This window comes from Paenibacillus validus NBRC 15382, from assembly GCF_004000985.1.
Taxonomy (GTDB): Bacteria; Bacillota; Bacilli; order Paenibacillales; family NBRC-103111; genus Paenibacillus_G; species Paenibacillus_G validus.
In genome coordinates this window covers 98594-118159 of the sequence record NZ_BIMH01000011.1, presented here as the reverse complement: position 1 = coordinate 118159, position 19566 = coordinate 98594, and the positions used below count along the sequence as shown (strand labels likewise).

Below are 19566 nucleotides of genomic sequence, written 5' to 3'. Positions count from 1 at the left end.
TGACTCGCACTATTTGATGGTAAGCGCTAACCCGGTATTTGTCAAACAACCATTTGCCTTGAAAAAGCGCATAAAGGCGAGCCTTTCGGCCCGCCCATTCGCTTACGAGAACAGTTCAATTTAGAACTGGTATCTGTTCATGCCGCTTGCGCCCATACCGTATTGGCTTTGCGCGGGTTGCGTAGAATCGGAACGCAGATAAGCGTCATGACCTTGTTGGTTGCCGCGGTAGCTTGCCGTATGGTAAGACTGCGGGCTTTGGTTTTGGAATTGCGAATAAGAAGCGCCCGTACCCATTTGCTGCTGGTTGCTGTTTATGCCTGTGGAAAACGAAGACGTATAGGGGCTGTTCGCGTAGGAGCTTGCGCCGATACCGTACTGGCTTTGAGCCGTTTGGGTAGAATCGGAACGCAGGTACGCGTCGTGACCCGGCTGATCGCCGCGGTAGCCCGCCGTGTGGAACGATTGAGCGCTTTGATACTGGTTGTTCGGTTGGTTGGCTTGGAAGGCGTTCGAGCCAAACGATGTCGATGTGTACGCGCTGTTGTTGATGCCGCTCGCAGCGCCTATTCCATATTGGCTTTGTGCGGGCTGCGTGGAGTCGGAACGCAGGTAGGCGTCATGACCTTGTTGGTTGCCGCGGTAGCTTGCCGTATGGTAAGCTTGCGGGCTTTGCTGTTGCGAGTAAGAAGATGCGAATTGCTGCTGATTGTTCACGAATTGCTGCTGATTGTTCATGTTGTTCATACCTGCGTTGAACTGGTTATTCGCGCCCTGATTAATTGACGAGTTGTATTGGGATTGAACGAATCCGACCGGTTGATACTTTGTTTCGTAGCCGCGGTACTGGGAATTCACAATTCCGGAAGCACCTGCTTGATTTTGAAAATTGTTTTGAAATTGGCTGTACATGCGAAATCCTCCTTGGACGGTTTAGGAAGTCTTCCAGAGATAGGCGCTTCGCCGTTCTCATCCGAAAGCCTTTCTTATTGTCTTCAAGGAGGATTTATTTTATTACTCGGATTTATCGTTTTTTCTCGCCGTTTCCCCCGCGAGCGTTGCGTGCGGCATCGACGTTTCTCCGCAACTCGCGGGCCGCATTCTGCGGATCGCTTTGTTTCGTTATCGCGGACACGACAGCCACCCCGTCCGCGCCTGCGCTTACGACGGCCGAAGCATTGCCGCTCTGGATGCCGCCGATGCCGACAAGCGGCAGCTGCGGCCAACGCGCCCGGATCTGCGAGATCAGCGACGTGCCGATCGGTTCGCCGGCATCGCCTTTGGTCATCGTAGCGTATACCGGACCTACGCCTAAATAGTCGGCGCCCTGCGCAACGGCCCACTCCGCCTCTTCCATCGTGCCTGCCGACACGCCTACGATGGCGGCTGGACCGAGCAGTTCGCGCGCGGCGAGGCCGGGCAGGTCGTCCTGGCCGACGTGCACCCCGTCGGCCTCAAGCAGAAGCGCAAGGTCTGCGCGGTCGTTGACAAGGAAAGGGACGCCGTACTCCCGGCACAAAGCCCGGAGCGCGCGTCCCTCTTCCAACGTTTGACGCAGCTGCGCGTTCTTCTCGCGCAGCTGAACGATCGTCACGCCGCCGTCCAACGCGGCTCGTACGGTGGCGAGCGCACTGCCTGCCCCGGCCGGTGACAAATCCGTCACCAGATAAAGCGACAGCAACTCGGATAAGGACTTGGATCTGGTCTGCACTTTATTTTCCTCCGGGCAGCAGGATCGAATCTTCCACTTTGATGCAGCGGTCCATGATGACTTCCAAACCGCCAGCTTTCGCTATTTCCGCCGCTTCCTCATTGTAAACGCCAAGCTGCAGCCACAATACCCGCGATCCGATGCTTACAGCCTCTTCCGCCACCGGGACGACTTGGTCGCTGCGCCGGAACACGTTAACGATGTCCACCTTATCGGGAATGTCCGACAGCGTTGCATAGCACGTTTCCCCGAGAATGGTGCCGTTCACCATCGGGTTGACCGGAATGATCCGATACCCTTTCTTCTGCATCGCCTCCGACACTGTGTAGGAAACCCGATCCGGCTTGTCGGACAGTCCGACGACGGCAATATTTTGCGCCTCGCTCAGCAGTTCTTTAATACGTTCACGCGAAGGATTTTCAAATGCCATGGTTTTCATCCGCTCCTTATACTAAGCTTGATCAAAGCGATAGCTACTTGCTATTGTGATCCCGGGGTCGCTCAGCCATTCGTATAGCTGATCGCTTGGCGCCCCATCGCTTCCCAAACGGCAATAAATTGCGCTTTCTCGATAGGCTGCTTGCTGCGGCCCGAAAGCGGATCGTTCACATACACATACGTCTCGTCATAACCGACCAAGAGTACAGCGTGCTCCATAAACGTCGTTTGGATCGGACCGATCGGCGTATCCCAAACGACCCATTTCTCAGGCACCTGATAATCGATCGTCGTCCAAACCACGGAAGGTATTCCCAGCTGCAACTGCTCTTCCAACTTGGCAAAAGGCTGACGGGTCAAATCGATTGCGCTAGGCACATGAGCCTTCAACTGCGCGAATAAAGCGGTATGGTAAATGCCGAAACCTTTGGCTGCGCCCGTCGGCTCGCCGACAAACCCCGTATTCGGGTTGCCCCAGTAGGCGATCGTGCCGTCCTTGTTATAACGAATCGGCGTTGTGTCGCGCGGCATCTCCGCGGCCAGCTCCAGCTTCGACTTCTCGAGGCCGCGGAATTTCAACAGCATCGTCAAGCTGGTCACCTCGCAGCCTGAAGGCAGCTCCGGCAGCTGGCGAACCATCGGAGCGTCGAGCATTGCGCTTGCCGGCTTGACCGGCTGCGGCGGCACTGCAGCAGCCGGCTCCGGCTGCGCTGCCGCACTGTCCGCGGCGGTTCCGGCTGCGGCGGCTTCCAGACCTGGAGCCGCCGCAAGCGCCCGGAGACCCGGAGTGATCCACGCGTCATGCCCTGTCGCTTTCGCATATAACAAGACGGCGAACACGCCGCTGGCAAACAACAAACCGGCAATCAAAAAGAATGCAAACGTGACTTGAATGCCTTTCCATAATACGGCCATGATGCTCACCGCCTTTGTCGCATACTGATTGGAGCGTCTAGCTGTCTGGGGAAGCTTTCCGTTTTCCTAAACGGATGCGATACGATAGACTACGATTACGCCTGGACCAATTCGATCTGCGCGCCAAGCGACAGCAGATGTTCGAAATACTGCGGATACGATTTAGCCACATGATGAGCGTCATTAATAACGAGTCCTTGCTCTGAACGCAAGCCGACAACCGTCAACGCCATAATGACGCGGTGGTCGTAGTGCGCATTGATTTCCACCCCGCCAGCGACGCCCTGTGGACGTCCATGGACGATGATTTCGCTCTGCCGCTCTTCCACATCTGCACCCGCTTTGCGCAGCTCGTTCACGAAATCGGTAATGCGGTCGCACTCTTTGTAACGCAGGTTCTCGACATTATAAAACCGGGACGTCCCGTCGGCAAATACGGCAGCCGCAACCATCGCCAGCACCGCATCGGTAAAATGGTCGCCGTCGAACTCGCCTGCCTTAAGCGTCTGATTGCCGCGCACATGCACCGTATCGTTCTCGTGCGTCAAATCGACGCCCATCGCGCGAAGCACGTCGATGACGGCGCGTTCGCCCTGCTTGCTCTGTTCGGCGAGTCGCAGCACCGTTACGTCAGAGTGCGTTACCGCCGCGGCCGCCAAGATCGCCGCCGAACCCGGATAATCGCCTTGGACCACATAATTTTGCGGCTTGTATTGCTGCTTGCCCGGAATTTTATAATGCATCAGATCTTCGGAGGCTTCGATCCGAATACCCGCCTGCTCAATAACCTCGAGGGTTTGCCCGACGATGATTTTGGATTTCAAATCATGCAGCACCGTAATTTCCGTGTCTTCCTCGAGCAGCGGCGTTACGAACAGCAGCGAGCTGAGAAATTGCGAGCTGATGTTGCCCGAAACAGTGATTTGTCCGCCGCGCGGCTTGCCGCCGCGAATGGTGATCGGCAGCTTGCCCTCGCGATGCTCGACCTCGACGCCCATCTGCTGCAGCGAATCGATCAGATCGTCGTGCGGCCGCTTGCCCAGGGAATCCGGATATGCGTTCACGAACGTCACTTCCGGCAGGAAAGCGGCGACCGACATGAGAAACCGGAGCACGGCGCCCGCATTGCCGACGTTCAGCTCGCTGACAGGCTTGGGCGATTTGCCGAAACCGCGGATGACCATCTTCTCTTCGTCTTCTTCGATTACGGCTCCCAAATCGCGGATGCAGCGGCGCATCGCGTCGCTGTCTTCGCTGTGCGCCGGGTAATGCACCGTGCTGGTGCCGTCCGCAAGCGCACCGATCAGCAAATAACGCGTCGTGTAATTTTTTGAAGATAGTGCGTTAATCGTGCCTTCCAATCGAGGCGTCGGTTTGACGATGGCTTTCATTGTGTATGTATCTCTCCTTGATTATTCAAATCGCTTATTCAAATCGCATATCCTACAGCGGCGAGCAATATGCCAAGCGTGTAGGATACGCCCAAATAAGTCCAGGCATTGTTCCGCCGCCCGTCGCTAAAGAACGCTTCGGCCTCAAGCTTGAACGTCGAGAACGTCGTGAACGCACCCATGAAGCCCGTCCCAAGCAGCAGCATCGTCGTCTCGGAGGCTCCGTGTCCCCATAGAAAGCCAAGCAAAAAACTGCCGATCGCGTTGACCGTCAATGTGCCGTAGGGCAAATATCTGCGGGGAAAACGCTTGGCAATTCCGCCGCTCAGCCCGTATCGGGCTATGGCCCCCGCGAACCCGCCTACGCTCACCCACAACAGGTTCCACAGCATATTATTATTCGACATCATTCTGCAGTTCCCCTCTTTGCCCGCCCAAATTCCAGGTTTCTTCCAAGACGAACCAACCACAAGCCGCCCCACAAGCTCGCCAGCGCATAAAGGATGGCCGCCGCCCACAGCCCGTCGCGGAGCAGCGCAAAAAGCTCCCAGCTGAGCGTGGAGAACGTCGTGAACGCGCCGATCATGCCCGTTGTGATAGCCGTCTGCAATCTCGGCCGCCGCGAAAGACGGCTGGAGTACGCCAGGCCGCCTAGCAGGAAACATCCCACCCAGTTACACAAAAGCGTTCCCCATGGCAGAAAATGGACAGGAAACTTGATGAAAGCCGCGGACAGGCCGAAGCGCGCCAGCGATCCGAGGACGCCTGCCAGTCCGACGTAAAGCCAGGTCAAAGCGGCCAAACCTCCTTTGATTGACACGATTTCCCGTTCCTAGGTATGATGAGGACAGTCGGCTGCCTGCAGCCAGATCAGAAGGAGGCGTTACCTCGTGCAAACGATTACCCCGGCCGAAGTGAAAGAACGGCTCAAGAATGGAGAAAAGCTGGTCATCATCGATGTCCGCGAAGCGGAGGAAGTGGCCCTCGGGATGATTCCCGGCGCTAAGCACATTCCTTTAATGCAAATTCCCGAGCGCCTGTCCGAAATTCCGCAGAACGGCGAGACGATTCTCGTATGCCGCAGCGGCAACCGCAGCGGAAAAGCCCTTGAATATTTACAGGCGCAAGGCTTCTCCAACCTGAAAAACATGACAGGCGGCATGCTTGAATGGGACCCCTCCTAGTGCAAGCCAGTTCTTCAAAGCAAACCAGCCGCCGCTAACGACGAGACTCACGATTTCCTCGACGGTATGTCCGTCCGTTTCGATCTTAAATCGGCCAAATCATACGCGTGCCCATCGGTTTCCTTAATCGTGCGCACGCGTTCCTCCATATCTCCCTGCAGCAAAGACCAGTCCAAGTTTAAACTGATCCTATCATATCACAGCTTAAGTAACGTGAATAGAAAGGTTGTCAAAAACATAAGATGATTGTGAATAATTACCAGATAAAACAATCAAACTGAATAATACCAATTTTTAGAAAGGAGAATGCTGCAATGACGCCTAGCGCCTTGTTCAGGAACCAAACGGCTGGCACCGATCCGACCGAGATGAAGCTGGAGCAGATCATGGACCCTGCGCGCCCTCTTTGCAAAGAAGAAATCGTCTGGATGCTGGAATACATTAAAAAAAAGGTGGCCGAGGAAGATCCAAACCTGATGGATCTTTCCCAGCCACGACTGCTTCAAAACTTCCGTTATTTCGCCGAGATCGCACTTATGCTCATTCAGCGCCGCAACGGCTTCGACCAGGAGGCCGACCGGCTGAAGCGCTGGGTGCAGGAAGCTTCGCACGGACTATATTCGCCACGCTCGAACCGGAAGTCCTAACGTAACGGACTGCCGCTTAATTTTCGATCCATTGATAATGGAACGTGCCTTCTTTGTCCAGCCGCTTGAACGTATGCGCGCCAAAATAATCGCGCTGCGCTTGCAGCAGGTTCGCCGGCAAACGCTCCGTCCGGTAGCTGTCGTAGTAGGCGAGCGCCGAAGCAAACGCCGGAGCCGGAATGCCGCGCGATACCGCTGTACCTACCACGGATCTCCAAGCTTCTTGATAATTTTCGACGATGCCTTTGAAATACTCGTCCAGCAGCAAGTTTTTCAATTCCGGATTACGGTCGTATGCGTCTTTAATGTTCTGCAGGAAACGGGCGCGGATGATGCAGCCGCCGCGGAAGATCATCGCGATACTGCCGTAATCCAATCCCCAGTTGTACTCCTCGCTGGCTGCTCTCATCTGAGCGAAGCCTTGCGCGTACGAGCAAATTTTGCTGGCGTACAACGCCTTGCGAACTGCCTCGATGAATGCCGCACGATCGCCGTCGAACGGCTTCGTTGCCGGTCCGGCCAGCACTTTGCTCGCCGCCACGCGCTCTTCCTTCATCGCCGAGAGGAAACGGGAGAAGACGGATTCCGTAATGATCGACAGCGGTACTCCGAGGTCGAGCGAGCTTTGGCTCGTCCATTTCCCTGTGCCCTTCTGTCCGGCGGAATCCAAAATAACGTCGACCATCGGCTTGCCGGTTTCTTCGTCGTATTTCGTGAAAATGTCGGTCGTGATTTCGATCAGGTAGCTGTCCAATTCGCCGCGGTTCCAATCCGCGAATATTTCGTGCAGCTCTTCCGTGCTGACGCCGAGCACATCTTTCAAGAGCTGGTACGCTTCGCAGATGAGCTGCATGTCGCCATACTCGATGCCGTTATGCACCATTTTGACGTAGTGGCCCGCGCCGTCCGGTCCGATGTAGGTGCAGCAAGGATCGCCGCCTACTTTCGCGGAAATGGACGTCAGGATCGGAGCCACCAGCTCATAAGCGTCCTTCTGTCCGCCAGGCATGATCGCAGGTCCTTTCAACGCGCCCTCTTCGCCGCCGGACACGCCGGTACCGATGAAGCGGATGCCGTGCGCTTCAAGCTCTTGGTTGCGGCGCTGCGTATCCGGGAAGTATGCGTTGCCGCCGTCGATAATAATATCGCCCTTATCGAGGTGCGGAATCAGTTGGTTGATCGTATCATCCGTTGCGGAGCCCGCTTGGACCATGATGAGAATTTTGCGCGGCGACTCGAGGGAAGCCACGAATTCTTCGATTGTGTATGTACCCGTAAGCCGTTTGCCTTGCGCTTCCGCAAGCAATGCATCCGTCTTCTCCCGGGAGCGGTTGTACACGGAAACGGTAAACCCGCGGCTCTCGATGTTGAGCGCCAGGTTTTTCCCCATGACCGCAAGTCCGATCACGCCGATTTGCTGTTTGGACATGTTTGGTTCTCTTCCTTCCCTAATCCCAATTTATATACTGTGAAAATAAATCTCAATTAAAAATAGCATTGTTCGCGCCCCATTTTCAAGCCCTTTAAATCGTCATCGCTCCGAAACCGCCGTCAACCCGCAGCAATGAGCCCGTTACAAAGCCCGACGCTTTCTCCGACGCGAGGTATACGGCCGCGCCCTGCAGCTCCTCCGCCTCGCCGAACCGGTTCATCGGCGTATGCCGCAGGATCGCATCGACCCGGTCGGGAGATAAAATTTTCCGGTTTTGCTCCGCCGGGAAAAAGCCGGGAATGATCGCATTGACGCGCACCCGCGAGGGAGCGAACTCTTTGGCCAAAAACTTCGTTACGTTGTTCACCGCCGCCTTCGACGCCGAATACGTAAACACGCGAGACAACGGCGGCTCGGACGAGACCGACGAAATATTGATGATGCTGCCGCCCTCGCCCCGCTCGACCATATATTTCCCAAAAACCTGGCAGGCCAACACAACACTTTTTAAATTGACGTCCATGATGGCGTCCCATTCGTCCATCTTCAGGTCGAAGAACGGCGTTGTGCTGTTTTTGCCGGGACAGTTCATCAGCACGTCGCAGCGCCCGGTCCAGGCGAGGACCTCGTCCAGCACCCGCTGCAAATCGCCCTCATTCGTCGCGTCGGCCGAGAAGCATTGCGCCCGGCCGCCGGCCGCTTCTACCGCCCGGGCCACCTCATGCGCTTTCTCCTGGTTTCGTCCCACGATCGCCACATCCGCACCGTGTCCGCCGAGACCGACGGCCATCGCGCCTCCCAGCGTGCTGTTTCCTCCGATGATGACGGCCGTTTTTCCCGTTAAATCAAACAAATTCGCCATGCTTATGCCCTCCTAAGATAACGTGTGCTGCTGTTGAAAGGCGGCAATCGCATCGAACTCATCTTTCAACTGATGGTACACACGACTATAAATGGTTGTCAACTGCCGGTACACTTCGAACGCTTTGAGATCCGTCTGCAGCGTATGGCGAACCTGCACCCAGTTATGAACGCTGGAGAAATCACGAATTTCCCCGACGGCCAACATGCCGAGCAGCGCTGCGCCCGCGCCGGAGCCCTCGATCGTATTCGGTACCGCTACCGGACTGCCGAGCACGTCGGACATCATTTGCAGCCAGAACGGCGAACGCGCGAAGCCACCGGAAGCGCGAATTTCGCGTGTGGGTCCGCTCAGCTCCTCCAGCGCGTCGACAACCGTATGGATGCGGTACATGACGCCCTCGAGCACGGAGCGGATCATATGCTTCTTCTGATGGTACAACGAAAGTCCGAAAAATACGCCCCGGGCGTTGGCGTTCCAGTAGGGAGCCCGTTCCCCCGCCAGCAAAGGCAGGAAGAGCAGTCCGTCCGAGCCGTGCGGCACTTCCGCCGCCAATGCCGTCAAATATTCGTAAGGGTCCATCCCCCGCCGGCGGCCTTCTTCGGCTTCCGCCGTCGCCAATTGATCGCGCACCCAGCGGAACATGATGCCTCCGTTGTTGATCGCGCCTCCGACAACCCAGAAGTCTTCCTTCAGCGCATAACAAAATAGCCTTCCCTTCGGGTCGGTCACCGGCTCACGGACGACGCCGCGCACAGCGCCGCTCGTACCGATCGTGACCGAATAGATGCCCGGCTCGAACGCGCCCGCGCCTAAATTCGCCAGCACGCCGTCCGATGCGCCGACGACGAACGGGGTATCCGCAGCAAGACCGAGCCGTGCGGCATCTTCAGCCCGCAAGCCTTGCATGACATGCGTCGTCGGCACCGGCCTGGACAGCTGCTCACGGCGTACGCCACAGAGGGCCGTCGCCTCCGAGTCCCAATCGAGGCTGCGCAAATTGAACAGCCCCGTGGCGCTTGCAAGCGAATGATCGATGACGCATTCCCCAAACAACCGGGCAAATACATATTCTTTAATGCCGATAAATTTATAAGCCGCGGCAAACAGCTCCGGGCGGTGATCGCGAAACCACAACAGCTTGAGCAGCGGGCTCATCGGATGAATCGGCGTTCCCGTCCGCATATATATCTCGTGACCGTTCAACTGCTCCTTCACCGGTTTCACGTATCCGGCGCTTCGGTTATCCGCCCATGTTATACAAGGCGTCAGCGGCCTCAAGGCTTCGTCGACGGCAATCAAGCTGTGCATGGCAGAGCTGAAGGACACGCACATCACTTGTCCCGGCAGCACGGAAGCCTGACGGACGACCGCCTGAATCCCGGTCAACACCGCTTGATAAATTTGCTCCGGATCCTGCTCCGCCATGTCCGGCTTCGGGGTATGCAGCGGATATTCGACCGCATGGGAAGCCAGAATGCGTCCTTCCCGGTCGAACAGCAGCGTCTTCGCACTAGTCGTGCCGATATCGGCTGCGATGATATATGGCTTTAGCACGTGCAACGCTCCTTTATCTCAAGTTCCCGTCCGCATTAAACTTCAGCTCATACGGTTCGGTCAATATTTCGATATCCGGATGCAGCTTCGCTTCCTCCAGCAAGTTGACCGATATTTCGATTTCCCCCACGTGCAGCGTATCTTGAATGCGCACCAAACGGCACTTCGTGTAATCGAGGATGTTGCAAGTTTTGACCGCCGCTTTAATCGCATACTCGTCGTTCTCGAGCGTAGTCGCAATTTTCGTTGGGGCGCAGACGGTCGACGTCAAGCCGTTGGCATAGGTGGCGACCAAATCGGCTTTGTCGACCAGACGCTGCGTCGTGAAGTCCGCCGTTCCGACGCCGTTCGCGTTACCTTTCGTCTCCGGCGTCAGATCGAGCACGACCATCTTCGAAACGTCAGGTCCGCCGTGCGCATAAGGGGTCGGATAACGGCCGGTGACATTCGGATCCATGCCGTCGCCGCTGATGTTCTTCCCAATATAGTCGATCACAAGAACGTCAATCTGATCGAACAATATTTTCGGCAGCCGCGCCTTGGCCGCTTCGAGCAGCACAACTTCCCGCTCCTCGATTTGCTCCGCCGGCAGCACCTCGACGATGCACGTCTCGTCATAGGCGTTCTCAACCAGCGCAATGCCGAATACGATCGGCAGCTTGTCGATCATAATCCGCGCCATCGCCGGCACGTTCTCGGCCATATATTTAAACCCGAGCTGGTGGCAGGCTTCAGCGCCTTTTTGCTTCCCGAGCCCGATCGAGATCATTTTCATAATGCCGCTTTCGATCCGGCCGCGGAAAGCCGTGTGCGGTTTCACCCGATTGATGACGACGATCGCGTCCGCTTCCGATGCATACTTGTCGACATAGACCGGAAGGCCGTTCGGCAGCCGGTCGATCTCGATCACTTCCATCGAAGAGAGGATCGGCGCGCCCATCGCTTCTTCCGTCACGCCGAGATGGTGCAGGACATCCACTTGCCCTTCCGCCGTTGCGCCGCCATGACTGCCCATGCATGGCACGATGAACGGATGCGCCCCTGCCGCTTGAATCGCTTCGACCGTTGCGCGTGTGAAGTCGGCAATATGTGCCACTCCCCGGCTGCCGACGGCGACCGCCACCCGTTGTCCCGGCCGGATCCGGTCCATCGCGCCGGGTTTGTTCAGCTCCGTGCGAAGGACCGCGACCGGATCTTCCAACCGGGTGGCGTCGAATTTTTGCCGGATGCGAACCATTTTCGGCAGGGGGATATCTTGCAGCAGTGTTTTCAGTATGCTCATTTACTTATTCTCCTCCATAGATGACTTTGTTTGAGTGTCAGGCTCATTCCGTGTTCAGCCGTTTAACGGAATCGCGAACGATGAGCTCCGTATGAAACAATGTTTTGCGCTCCGCGCTTTCTTTGGTCTCAAGCAGGGCCATAAGTCTTTCGGCGCCCGCGCGGCTCATCTCCTCGATCGGCCGTCGCACCGTCGTCAGCGCAGGGGTTGTGAAGGCCGAATAGCCCGTATCGTCGAAGCCCGCCACCGAAACGTCATCCGGCACGCGCAGCCCCCGCTCTACCGCCGCTTTCACCGCTCCGAGCGCCATATCGTCGCTGCTGCAAAAGACGGCCGTCGGACGTTCAGGCAGCGCAAGCAGCCGCACCATCGCTTTGTAGCCGCTCTCCAAGCCGTAATCCCCGCGAATGCAAAGCTCGTCCTGCAGCGGGATCCCGTAAGCGAGCAGCGCCTCGCGATAGCCCTCCTTACGGGCCTGGGCCGATTTGAAGCCCGCTTTCCCTTCCACGATGGCGATTCTCCGATGGCCGCAGCGCAGCATATACTCCGTCATCCGGTAAGCGCCGCTCTGATCGTCGGGAATCAAATTCACGACACCGCTCATTTCGACCTCCCGGTTCAGTACGATGAACGGGATGCCGTGATCGGAGGCGTATTCGATGAACGGCTGATCCGCTGCGCTTTGACTCATCAGCATAATGCCGTCAAAGCTTTTGCGATTGACGTGGTGGTAGCTCTTATAGTCGTCGATGCCGCGCACGATCAAATTATACCTGTCCTTGATGATCTCGTTAACCCCTTTAATCGCTTCGTATAGAAAGCCGGGCGAGGTCCCTTGACGCAAGGTCGTAAAGAACAGCCCCAGGTTATAAGATCGGTCCAGTACCAGGCTCTTCGCGCTGTAGTTCGGGGTATAATTCAAGCTTCCTGCGATCGATTTGATCTTCTCCTTCGTTTCCGGATTGATCAGCGGGCTGTCGTTGAGCGCCCGGGATACCGTCGTATGCGAAACACCGGCCATTCTAGCGATGTCCTTGATCGTCACGTTGCTCATGAAACCACCTCCTCTTTATCATATCATAGCCATGCACACGTTAACAATCGGATTTCTTATCCGGGATGCAGCGAGGCAGCAGAACATCGGTTCTAACTTAAAAAGGCTTCCCGCGCGACAGATTCGATCCGTCTAACGGGAAGCCTATTGCAATTCAGTCTTACATTTCAAGCAATAACATTTCATGCCGCAGCTCCTTCAGCTTCTCTTTGCAAGTTAAAATTTTTCGCGTATCCCCTTCTTGAAGCGCCTCATGCAGCATCGCCAATTCGTAATCAAGCTCCAGCCGCAATACCGGGATCCGCTCGTCGGGCCGCCTGGAGCGGAATGCTTGCATCATTTCTTCCACGGTCACCACCGGCTCTTTTTGAAAAAGTACTTTGTGCTCCACCCCTGAAATTTCCACCATTCGGATGATTTCTCCGAACATAATGTTCTCAATTAAGATTTGCCGGTCTTTGAACCGTTTGACAACCGCATGGCCTCGGGTATCGCCGATCATTTTCTCCATAAGTTCCGCCAGTTTTTCGTCTTTGAACGAATAGTTGCCGACGATTTTATAGCGCTCTCCGATGCGTTGAAATTTCAGCTTTACCAGCTTGCGGCCGGTACGAATGGAAACGATGAACTGCTGATCGCTTTCATTCCAATAGAGCGAGTAACCCTCTTGAATGAGCGTTTTGATGAAGTTACGGATTAGCCGACGGTCAAATCGTAACTCAAGGTTGCAATATTCTACTTCATGACTTTTACTCACGGCAATCCCTCCTCTGGGTTTGAACGGTGTCAATAAAGTTCATCGATTTGCGCGAACCTTGCTGCGTCGGCTTCGATGAATGGAACAATCAGAAATGAAGAACAGCCGCATCGCTTTGAGTGAATTTTCTGACTATTCTGTTTCTTAGTTCTATCTTATTATGAATCATATGTTTTAGCAACTTGGATTATTGACTTTTTTTTTCGAAAAAACCACCTATTTTTTCGGCGGCCTGCCTGCATGACAGCGCTGCCAATCCATCGCGGGGGGCGTTTCGAGCGAACGCGCCAAGCCCGCGGAGCCATTCCCCGCGGGCTTATACAAGCCTTCTTGATCTTGTCCTTCGGCGCCGGAATCATGATGCACAAGAGCTGCGAGAACAGTCGTCGATTGCGATGTTGTTCATGGCGGCCGAACGGATTAAGGCTCCTCCGGATGCTCGCGTTTGTCGGCTTCGAGCAGCAAGTCGTATGTATTGGCAATGTTGACCGTGTAACTGTCCGGATTCAGGATATCTTGCGTCAATCTCAACTCGGCCAGTTTGTAGCGGGTTTGTGGGACCGGCACATTTTTCATTCGAACGGTTTCCAGGTACAGGAACTTGTAAGTATCCGTCTTGTCGATGTCTTTCTCGACCATAATCGGCTTTGTATAATACTCCACATCGCTGTACTTGATCAGGGTCATCCCTTTGATGTGGCTGCGAAGCAGCCCGAGCTTCTTCGGATGCAGCTCATCGGCGATCACATACGCTTCGTAGCCGGACGCATATACCTGCTTCGGCGCTTGGCGCCATCGCTTCTGCAATTCCTTCTCGTGAACGAACGTTTCATTCGTCAACCGATCCTTCGCTTTGGCCAAACCGCTCGTATCGATCCCCATCCGTTTGGCATCCTTCTCCCGGTAATACAAGCCGTAGTTGCTCGTTTTGGCGTTATACGTAAGCAGGACGGGGTAATCCGAGCCCAAATAGTTCATCATCGCCGAATAAGGGTTGGAGAGCTCCAGCGCTTCATACGTCGTGTCCTGCTCGTCCGGGCGCTGCTCGGGATTGATCCGGCTGTTGATGTAAATCGTCTTCGTATCGCCCTTCCAATAAATATTGGCTCCGAGCCGCTGTGCAAGCTCCTTCAAAGGCAAATAGCTGGTGTCGTTGTACACGAGCGCCGGACTTTCCAATTGAACGGCGGTACCGTTCAGTACGATTTGAAAGTCGGGCCGCAAGTACGCGTCCACCCGCTGCAGGACGTCCTCGGCATACACACCTGCCGTAAAGGCGCCGCTGAGCAAGCCCGCAGCCACCATAACGCGTTGGTAACGTTTCATGATATTCAAACCTTTCTTATATGAAATAGCCGTCCCCATTGATTCGACAAAACCGGACGATTTCCTGCCAAAAAAACGAGTTGACAAGATGACTAATTCCTATAAAATAGGTTTGATATCTGTCCTTTACAACTAGAATCTGAAAGGAGTGATTGTGTTGATCGAAATTCGCAACGTCAGCAAGACGTTTCAGCAGCGCGGTGCCGCTCCTTACACCGCGATTGACGACGTGTCTTTAACAATACAGAAGGGCGAGTTCGTCTCCCTGCTCGGGCCTTCCGGCTGCGGCAAATCGACGCTGCTTAACCTGGTAGCGGGGCTGGATCAAGCGGAGAAAGGGTCGATTGTCGTGAACGGCAAACCGTCTGACGGTCCGGGACCCGACCGGGTCGTTGTGTTTCAGGAGCACGCCCTTTTCCCTTGGCTGACCGTGCTGGAGAACGTCGCCTTCGGCTTGAAGCAGAAAGGCATCCGTAAAGTGGAACGGGAAGCGTTGGCGAAGGAGCATATCAAGGCGGTTCATCTGAGCAAATTTACAGACCGGTATCCTCACGAGCTCTCCGGAGGGATGAAGCAGCGGGCGGCGATCGCGCGGGCCCTCGCCATGGATTCAGACATTTTGCTGATGGACGAGCCGTTCGCGGCTTTGGACGAGCAAACCCGACTCATCCTGCATAAAGATCTTGAAGAAATTTGGATGAAGACGCGTAAGACGATTTTGTTTATTACACATAATATCAGGGAAGCCGTTATCCTGTCCGACCGCGTGCTCGTCATGTCGACCCGTCCAGGTACGATTAAGAAGGAGTTCGCCGTGAAAGCGGCCCGCCCTCGGGATTACTCCGATTCCGTCTTACGCCACGTGGAAGCCAGCATCATGGAAGCGCTGGCCGATGAACTGGAAAAAGTGGTAAAGGAGGAGATGGGCGATGAATACAGCCTTAAGAAGAAGCATCTTTCTGATTCTGCTGCTGATAGCGTGGGAAGCGGGATTTAGAATTTTCGACTGGGGCTGGAAGTTCCCTTCCGTCACCCAGACGTTCCTTGCTTTCTATGACGGATTCGTTCACGGACAGCTGCTGGAAGCCACTTACCAGAGCTTGAAGAGACTTCTGCTGGCCTTCGTTCTGGCCATCGTCGTCGGAACGGCGCTTGGCTTTCTGTTCGCCCGCTATCGTCTCATTGACGATACCATCGGCTTTCTGGTTGTCGCCCTGCAGACCATTCCAAGTATTGCTTGGCTTCCGTTTGCCATCATCTGGTTTGGGATGGGTGATTTTGCCGTTATTTTCATCACCACGCTCGGCGCGACCTGGACGATGGCGATGGCAAGCCGGACCGGGATTAAGAACATCCCGTCTATTTACATTAAGGCAGCGCAAACGATGGGTACCGGGGATGGGCTGCGGATGTTTTATCAGGTCATGGTGCCCGCCGCTTTTCCGCATATGATGACCGGTGTGCGCGTCGCTTGGGCGTTTGCTTGGCGGGCGCTTGTTGCCGGCGAACTGATCGCCAAAGGAGTGGGCCTCGGGCAATTGCTGCAGGACGGCCGCAATCTGGCGGATACGGCGCTAATGCTCTGTATCGTCATTATCATCGCGGTGCTCGGTACGGTGTCCGACCATTTCTGCTTCAAGCGCCTGGAAGATAAATTGTTGGTGCGTTACGGTCTGATTAGCAGCAAAAAATAAGGATCCACTAGTGATCCGGCTACACAGCAAAGGAGAAAACAAGAGATGAAAAAAGGTTCTGTACTACTCGCAGTCTTGCTGTCCGGTGCGCTTGCCCTGTCGGCTTGCGGCGGCAAAACGGAAGCTCCGAACAATGCCGGCGGCGACGCTGCCGCAGCGAAGACGGTGCGTCTTGGCATCTTCAAGAACGTGACGCATGCACCGGGCTATGTAGCATTGGAGCAAGGATTGTTTCAAAAGCATTGGGGAGACAACGTCAAAATCGAGGTTCAGGCTTTCGATAACGGCTCCGATTTCTCCACCGCCCTGGCAACGGATCAAATCGACCTAGGCTTCGTAGGTCCCGGCCCGTCCACGAACCAATATATCAAGAGCAAAAACTTCCGCATCATCTCCGGCTCGAATAACGGAGGCGCGGTGCTCGTGGCAGGTAAAGATTCCGGCATTAACAGCGTGAAAGATTTGGCCGGCAAGACGGTTGCTATCCCGACCAAGGGAAGCACGAACGAAATTTCGCTGCGGCTCTTGCTTCAGGAGAACAACTTGAAAGTAACTACGGATAAAAGCGGCGTTCAGATCATCGCCCGTGCTCCGGCGGACACGCTCATCGCCATGCGCCAGAAGGAAATCGACGCCACGCTTATTCCGGAGCCATGGGGCACGCAGATGGAGCAGGAAGGCATCGGTAAAGTCATCGTGCCTTGGGACCAAATTCCGCCAAACAAAGGAAACTATCCGCTTGTCATTCTGGTAGCCGGGGATAAATTCCTGAAGGAAAACCGTGAATTGGCGAAGAAGGCGATCAAAGCGAACGCCGAAGCGATCGAATTTATCAAGCAAAACCCCGATAAATCGTATGAGCTTGTCAACAACCGGTTGAAGGAGCTCAGCGGCAAAGGGATGGACGTAGGCCTGATCAAGGCTGCGCTCTCTCATCTGAACCTGACGACCGACGTCAGTAAGGAAGCGATTGAAGAAATGGCGCGTGTCTCCATCGAGGCGGGCTACATCAAAGACATGAAGAAAGAAGAGCTTGATCTGAGCAAGTTCCTCGATCTCTCTTTGCTGGATGAAGTGAAGCAGGGCAAGTAAAGTGAAACGGAGCTGCGCGGCGCGCAGCTCCGTTTGTTTCGCCGGGAAATCAATAAGCTTTGGGCAGGCACCTCCATCTTGTGCGAAGCACCATCCCCGGCGAAATCGATGTGGTGTCGATTGCCGTCGAATTTCACTGTGTATTCGTGGTCATCTGTCACAGAGTGTGTTATATTGTTTGAAGAAAAAGGAAGTGTGGAGGCTAGCAGAATGACGGCATTCAAAGGATTTATAAAAGCGGATTTTGATACGTTTACGATCAACGGGTTGGAAGAACGGATGAAAGCCATTCAAACCCGGATCCAGCCCAAATTCCAAACGATCGGCGAAGATATTTTACAGTCTCTCTCCGTCCGCTCCGGACTGGAAATGTTCCTGCATATTGCAAAGCATGCCCGCAGAAAAGTGAATCCGCCCGTAGACACATGGATGGCTATAGCAAACAATAAACGCGGCTATAAGCAGCATCCCCATTTTCAAATCGGCTTGTTCGATGATCGGGTTTTCATCTGGCTTGCATTCATCTACGAGCTTCCAAATAAAAAGGAGATCGCAGAGAAGTTTCTGCAGCAGGCCCCCGAGATCAAACAACTTCTGCCGGCCGACGTTGTGATTTCGTTTGATCATATGAGGAAAGATGCGCTGAGTCTGTCAGCCATGGATGAAGAACAGTGGAAACAAGGCCTTGAGCGGTTTCGCGACGTGAAAAAGGCGGAGCTGCTGATCGGACGAAATATCATGAAAGACGACCCTGTTCTGCAAGACGGAGAAAAGTTCATTGAACTCGCTAACGAAACTTTCGATCATCTGCTGCCCTTATATCATTTATCTATGGGTATGAAAAATTAATTTTAAACTAAGCTTGCTTTAAAGTAAGGTTAATATGGTTTGCATACGTTATAGTTGGTGAAAACCGAAACCTACGTAAGGATGGTGCATTGTTATGAAGCAAACGTATGCCAAAAAAATGATTGTCTCCTCCCTAGCGCTTGCCTTGCTGCTGGGCGGCGGCACGCTTTACGGCACGAAGCAATTCGTTCGCGCAGAGACGCCGGATGCCGTCGTTCAGCCGCAGGACAGCGCGGACAAACCGGCAGGAGCCAAGGAATGGTCGGACAGAGGCGAAAAAGCACGCGGTAAGCAGGGCAAGTCTATGCCGATCTTTGAGGAAGCTGCCGCCATTCTCGGCATGGATCAGGAGACGCTGAAGCAGTCGCTGAAGGACAAGACGCTGGTGCAGCTCGCCGCCGAGAAAAAGATCAGCGAAGCCGATCTGATCGCCAAGCTTCAAGCCGAGCGGACGAAACAAATCGACGAGGCCGCTGCCTCCGGCAAGCTGACGGCGGATAAAGCGGCGAAGCTGAAGCAGAATATGGAAGACCACCTGAAATTCATGGTGAACCAAAAGCTGAACGGCGAAGGAAAGAAGCGAATGCACGGACACGGAGGCAAGCATCAGATCATGATGCCCGCCAAGGAGAAGCTTGCCGGTATTCTAGGTATCTCGGAGGACGAATTGAAGGCGGAGCTCAAAGCCGGCAAATCGTTGGCAGAGATTGCTCAAGGCAAGGGAATCACCAAGGAACAGTTGATTAGCAAAATCAAAGATGAGATGACGCCGTGGATCGAGAAAATGGTTGACCGCAAGCATACAGCCGGCGACAAAAAAGCGGAATAATTATGGGCACAGGCGAAGGCTCCCCGGCCCTCGCCTGTTTCCATAGTCCCCTATTGTTTTGGAAGCATGCTAGTGATGAAGAAGATCGGATAAACAAAGGATTCCTGATGAGCGACATCATCTATATACGCGTAGGCTGACATCCTGCCGTGAACTGGTTGCTCCCTTCCTTTTCACTCCTGGATGGTTTCAATGCGCTGCAGAATCGAATACTCATCCGGGTAAATCATGATATATTCGGTCAAGCCGACCATGCGAAACAGCTTCTGATAATGCGGCGTGACCCCATAGGCGAACGTTTGACATCCGGTTTTCATGAGCGACCTCACAATGCGGATAAGAACCGCAATGCCCATACTGTTAATATAAGGAACCTGCGTGAAGTTCAGGATCAAAAACCTCTTATTTTGACCCAATCCCAGCTCCCACTCCCGTAAACCAAGCAAGCCTTCCTCGGATTGGTTTGAAAGATCGCCATATAAATCAATAATCACGGTTTTTACATGAGTCCGCATGTCTGCTCGAAATTGGCTGTCCATAGCAACC

23 protein-coding genes are annotated in these 19566 nt (G+C 54.6%); 7 read left to right on the top strand and 16 right to left on the bottom strand.

The window, feature by feature from the left end; translation table 11 throughout:
* Nucleotides 1-120 precede the first annotated feature (120 nt).
* From PVA01S_RS10455 to crcB, 7 genes are all read right to left on the bottom strand, one after another.
* The gene (locus PVA01S_RS10455) at nucleotides 121-912 is read right to left on the bottom strand and encodes a hypothetical protein (RefSeq protein WP_054797015.1); all 792 of its coding nucleotides are present in this window, start codon (nucleotides 910-912) and stop codon (nucleotides 121-123) included.
* A 112-nt stretch (nucleotides 913-1024) separates the two neighbouring features.
* Nucleotides 1025-1711, bottom strand: a complete 687-nt coding sequence (thiE, locus tag PVA01S_RS10450) for a thiamine phosphate synthase (protein WP_127607389.1) — start codon at nucleotides 1709-1711, stop codon at nucleotides 1025-1027.
* Between the two features lies 1 nt (nucleotide 1712).
* Nucleotides 1713-2141 carry a CoA-binding protein gene (locus PVA01S_RS10445; protein WP_054797013.1) on the bottom strand — a complete coding sequence of 143 codons (429 nt, stop codon included), beginning with the start codon at nucleotides 2139-2141 and terminating at the stop codon, nucleotides 1713-1715.
* A gap of 71 nt (nucleotides 2142-2212) precedes the next feature.
* A complete protein-coding gene (locus tag PVA01S_RS10440; RefSeq protein WP_127607387.1) occupies nucleotides 2213-3064 on the bottom strand; it encodes a C39 family peptidase in 852 nt (283 codons plus the stop codon).
* Nucleotides 3065-3159: 95 nt separating this feature from the next.
* Complete coding sequence (gene aroA, locus PVA01S_RS10435) at nucleotides 3160-4455, bottom strand: 3-phosphoshikimate 1-carboxyvinyltransferase (RefSeq protein WP_127607385.1); 1296 nt, start codon at nucleotides 4453-4455, stop codon at nucleotides 3160-3162.
* 38 nt (nucleotides 4456-4493) lie between these two features.
* Nucleotides 4494-4865, bottom strand: coding sequence for a fluoride efflux transporter FluC (locus tag PVA01S_RS10430; RefSeq protein WP_127607383.1), 372 nt, complete (start codon nucleotides 4863-4865; stop codon nucleotides 4494-4496).
* Complete coding sequence (gene crcB / locus PVA01S_RS10425; protein ID WP_244932932.1) at nucleotides 4862-5275, bottom strand: fluoride efflux transporter CrcB; 414 nt, start codon at nucleotides 5273-5275, stop codon at nucleotides 4862-4864. The genes PVA01S_RS10430 and crcB overlap by 4 nt, the downstream gene beginning before the upstream one ends.
* Nucleotides 5276-5345: 70 nt before the next feature.
* On the opposite strand from crcB, the gene PVA01S_RS10420 reads away from it, so the two are divergent.
* A complete protein-coding gene (locus PVA01S_RS10420) occupies nucleotides 5346-5639 on the top strand; it encodes a rhodanese-like domain-containing protein (RefSeq protein WP_127607381.1) in 294 nt (97 codons plus the stop codon).
* A gap of 47 nt (nucleotides 5640-5686) precedes the next feature.
* Here the strand turns inward: PVA01S_RS10420 and PVA01S_RS27495 are convergent, their stop codons facing one another.
* Nucleotides 5687-5815 (bottom strand): hypothetical protein, encoded by a 129-nt coding sequence (locus tag PVA01S_RS27495; RefSeq protein WP_280531814.1) that lies wholly within the window; start codon nucleotides 5813-5815, stop codon nucleotides 5687-5689.
* Nucleotides 5816-5953: 138 nt separating this feature from the next.
* On the opposite strand from PVA01S_RS27495, the gene PVA01S_RS10415 reads away from it, so the two are divergent.
* Entirely contained in the window at nucleotides 5954-6286 is a 333-nt protein-coding gene (locus PVA01S_RS10415; RefSeq protein ID WP_127607379.1) for a hypothetical protein, read from the top strand.
* A 16-nt stretch (nucleotides 6287-6302) separates the two neighbouring features.
* On the opposite strand, the gene gndA is transcribed toward PVA01S_RS10415, so the two are convergent.
* The 7 genes from gndA to PVA01S_RS10380 form a co-directional block, all read right to left on the bottom strand.
* Complete coding sequence (gene gndA, locus PVA01S_RS10410; protein ID WP_054795601.1) at nucleotides 6303-7715, bottom strand: NADP-dependent phosphogluconate dehydrogenase; 1413 nt, start codon at nucleotides 7713-7715, stop codon at nucleotides 6303-6305.
* 94 nt (nucleotides 7716-7809) lie between these two features.
* Nucleotides 7810-8580, bottom strand: a complete 771-nt coding sequence (locus PVA01S_RS10405; protein WP_127607378.1) for an SDR family oxidoreductase — start codon at nucleotides 8578-8580, stop codon at nucleotides 7810-7812.
* Between the two features lie 12 nt (nucleotides 8581-8592).
* Nucleotides 8593-10137 (bottom strand): gluconokinase, encoded by a 1545-nt coding sequence (locus PVA01S_RS10400; RefSeq protein ID WP_127607376.1) that lies wholly within the window; start codon nucleotides 10135-10137, stop codon nucleotides 8593-8595.
* A gap of 13 nt (nucleotides 10138-10150) precedes the next feature.
* Nucleotides 10151-11419: a nickel pincer cofactor-dependent isomerase, group 22 gene (locus PVA01S_RS10395; protein ID WP_127607374.1), complete on the bottom strand. Its 1269-nt coding sequence runs from the start codon at nucleotides 11417-11419 to the stop codon at nucleotides 10151-10153.
* 43 nt (nucleotides 11420-11462) lie between these two features.
* Nucleotides 11463-12473, bottom strand: coding sequence for a LacI family DNA-binding transcriptional regulator (locus tag PVA01S_RS10390; protein WP_054795600.1), 1011 nt, complete (start codon nucleotides 12471-12473; stop codon nucleotides 11463-11465).
* Nucleotides 12474-12633: 160 nt separating this feature from the next.
* Entirely contained in the window at nucleotides 12634-13230 is a 597-nt protein-coding gene (locus PVA01S_RS10385) for a hypothetical protein (RefSeq protein WP_054798746.1), read from the bottom strand.
* Between the two features lie 420 nt (nucleotides 13231-13650).
* Nucleotides 13651-14556 (bottom strand): stalk domain-containing protein, encoded by a 906-nt coding sequence (locus PVA01S_RS10380; protein ID WP_127607372.1) that lies wholly within the window; start codon nucleotides 14554-14556, stop codon nucleotides 13651-13653.
* 157 nt (nucleotides 14557-14713) lie between these two features.
* Between PVA01S_RS10380 and PVA01S_RS10375 the strand changes: the two genes are divergently transcribed.
* The 5 genes from PVA01S_RS10375 to PVA01S_RS10355 all read left to right on the top strand — a co-directional run bounded on the left by PVA01S_RS10375 (nucleotide 14714) and on the right by PVA01S_RS10355 (nucleotide 19020).
* Complete coding sequence (locus PVA01S_RS10375; protein ID WP_127607370.1) at nucleotides 14714-15553, top strand: ABC transporter ATP-binding protein; 840 nt, start codon at nucleotides 14714-14716, stop codon at nucleotides 15551-15553.
* Nucleotides 15486-16250: an ABC transporter permease gene (locus tag PVA01S_RS10370; RefSeq protein WP_236595859.1), complete on the top strand. Its 765-nt coding sequence runs from the start codon at nucleotides 15486-15488 to the stop codon at nucleotides 16248-16250. The genes PVA01S_RS10375 and PVA01S_RS10370 overlap by 68 nt, the downstream gene beginning before the upstream one ends.
* Before the next feature lie 45 nt (nucleotides 16251-16295).
* The gene (locus PVA01S_RS10365; protein ID WP_127607368.1) at nucleotides 16296-17342 is read left to right on the top strand and encodes an ABC transporter substrate-binding protein; all 1047 of its coding nucleotides are present in this window, start codon (nucleotides 16296-16298) and stop codon (nucleotides 17340-17342) included.
* A gap of 210 nt (nucleotides 17343-17552) precedes the next feature.
* Nucleotides 17553-18191, top strand: coding sequence for a DUF1054 domain-containing protein (locus PVA01S_RS10360; protein WP_054795596.1), 639 nt, complete (start codon nucleotides 17553-17555; stop codon nucleotides 18189-18191).
* 94 nt (nucleotides 18192-18285) lie between these two features.
* A complete protein-coding gene (locus PVA01S_RS10355; protein ID WP_127607366.1) occupies nucleotides 18286-19020 on the top strand; it encodes a hypothetical protein in 735 nt (244 codons plus the stop codon).
* A 173-nt stretch (nucleotides 19021-19193) separates the two neighbouring features.
* On the opposite strand, the gene PVA01S_RS10350 is transcribed toward PVA01S_RS10355, so the two are convergent.
* Entirely contained in the window at nucleotides 19194-19559 is a 366-nt protein-coding gene (locus PVA01S_RS10350) for an STAS domain-containing protein (RefSeq protein ID WP_054795595.1), read from the bottom strand.
* Between the last annotated feature and the right edge of the window lie 7 nt (nucleotides 19560-19566).

What these genes read in the sequence shown, in the direction of transcription:
- PVA01S_RS10395 (WP_127607374.1), bottom strand. Translation starts at nt 11,419, where the DNA reads ATGAGCATACTGAAAACACTGCTGCAAGATATCCCCCTGCCGAAAATG.
- PVA01S_RS10430 (WP_127607383.1), bottom strand. Translation starts at nt 4,865, where the DNA reads ATGATGTCGAATAATAATATGCTGTGGAACCTGTTGTGGGTGAGCGTA.
- PVA01S_RS10365 (WP_127607368.1), top strand. Translation starts at nt 16,296, where the DNA reads ATGAAAAAAGGTTCTGTACTACTCGCAGTCTTGCTGTCCGGTGCGCTT.
- PVA01S_RS10455 (WP_054797015.1), bottom strand. Translation starts at nt 912, where the DNA reads ATGTACAGCCAATTTCAAAACAATTTTCAAAATCAAGCAGGTGCTTCC.
- PVA01S_RS10355 (WP_127607366.1), top strand. Translation starts at nt 18,286, where the DNA reads ATGAAGCAAACGTATGCCAAAAAAATGATTGTCTCCTCCCTAGCGCTT.
- PVA01S_RS10445 (WP_054797013.1), bottom strand. Translation starts at nt 2,141, where the DNA reads ATGGCATTTGAAAATCCTTCGCGTGAACGTATTAAAGAACTGCTGAGC.
- PVA01S_RS10390 (WP_054795600.1), bottom strand. Translation starts at nt 12,473, where the DNA reads ATGAGCAACGTGACGATCAAGGACATCGCTAGAATGGCCGGTGTTTCG.
- PVA01S_RS10370 (WP_236595859.1), top strand. Translation starts at nt 15,486, where the DNA reads ATGAATACAGCCTTAAGAAGAAGCATCTTTCTGATTCTGCTGCTGATA.
- aroA (WP_127607385.1), bottom strand. Translation starts at nt 4,455, where the DNA reads ATGAAAGCCATCGTCAAACCGACGCCTCGATTGGAAGGCACGATTAAC.
- PVA01S_RS10360 (WP_054795596.1), top strand. Translation starts at nt 17,553, where the DNA reads ATGACGGCATTCAAAGGATTTATAAAAGCGGATTTTGATACGTTTACG.
- PVA01S_RS10415 (WP_127607379.1), top strand. Translation starts at nt 5,954, where the DNA reads ATGACGCCTAGCGCCTTGTTCAGGAACCAAACGGCTGGCACCGATCCG.
- gndA (WP_054795601.1), bottom strand. Translation starts at nt 7,715, where the DNA reads ATGTCCAAACAGCAAATCGGCGTGATCGGACTTGCGGTCATGGGGAAA.
- PVA01S_RS10380 (WP_127607372.1), bottom strand. Translation starts at nt 14,556, where the DNA reads ATGAAACGTTACCAACGCGTTATGGTGGCTGCGGGCTTGCTCAGCGGC.
- PVA01S_RS10440 (WP_127607387.1), bottom strand. Translation starts at nt 3,064, where the DNA reads ATGGCCGTATTATGGAAAGGCATTCAAGTCACGTTTGCATTCTTTTTG.
- PVA01S_RS10405 (WP_127607378.1), bottom strand. Translation starts at nt 8,580, where the DNA reads ATGGCGAATTTGTTTGATTTAACGGGAAAAACGGCCGTCATCATCGGA.
- PVA01S_RS10350 (WP_054795595.1), bottom strand. Translation starts at nt 19,559, where the DNA reads ATGGACAGCCAATTTCGAGCAGACATGCGGACTCATGTAAAAACCGTG.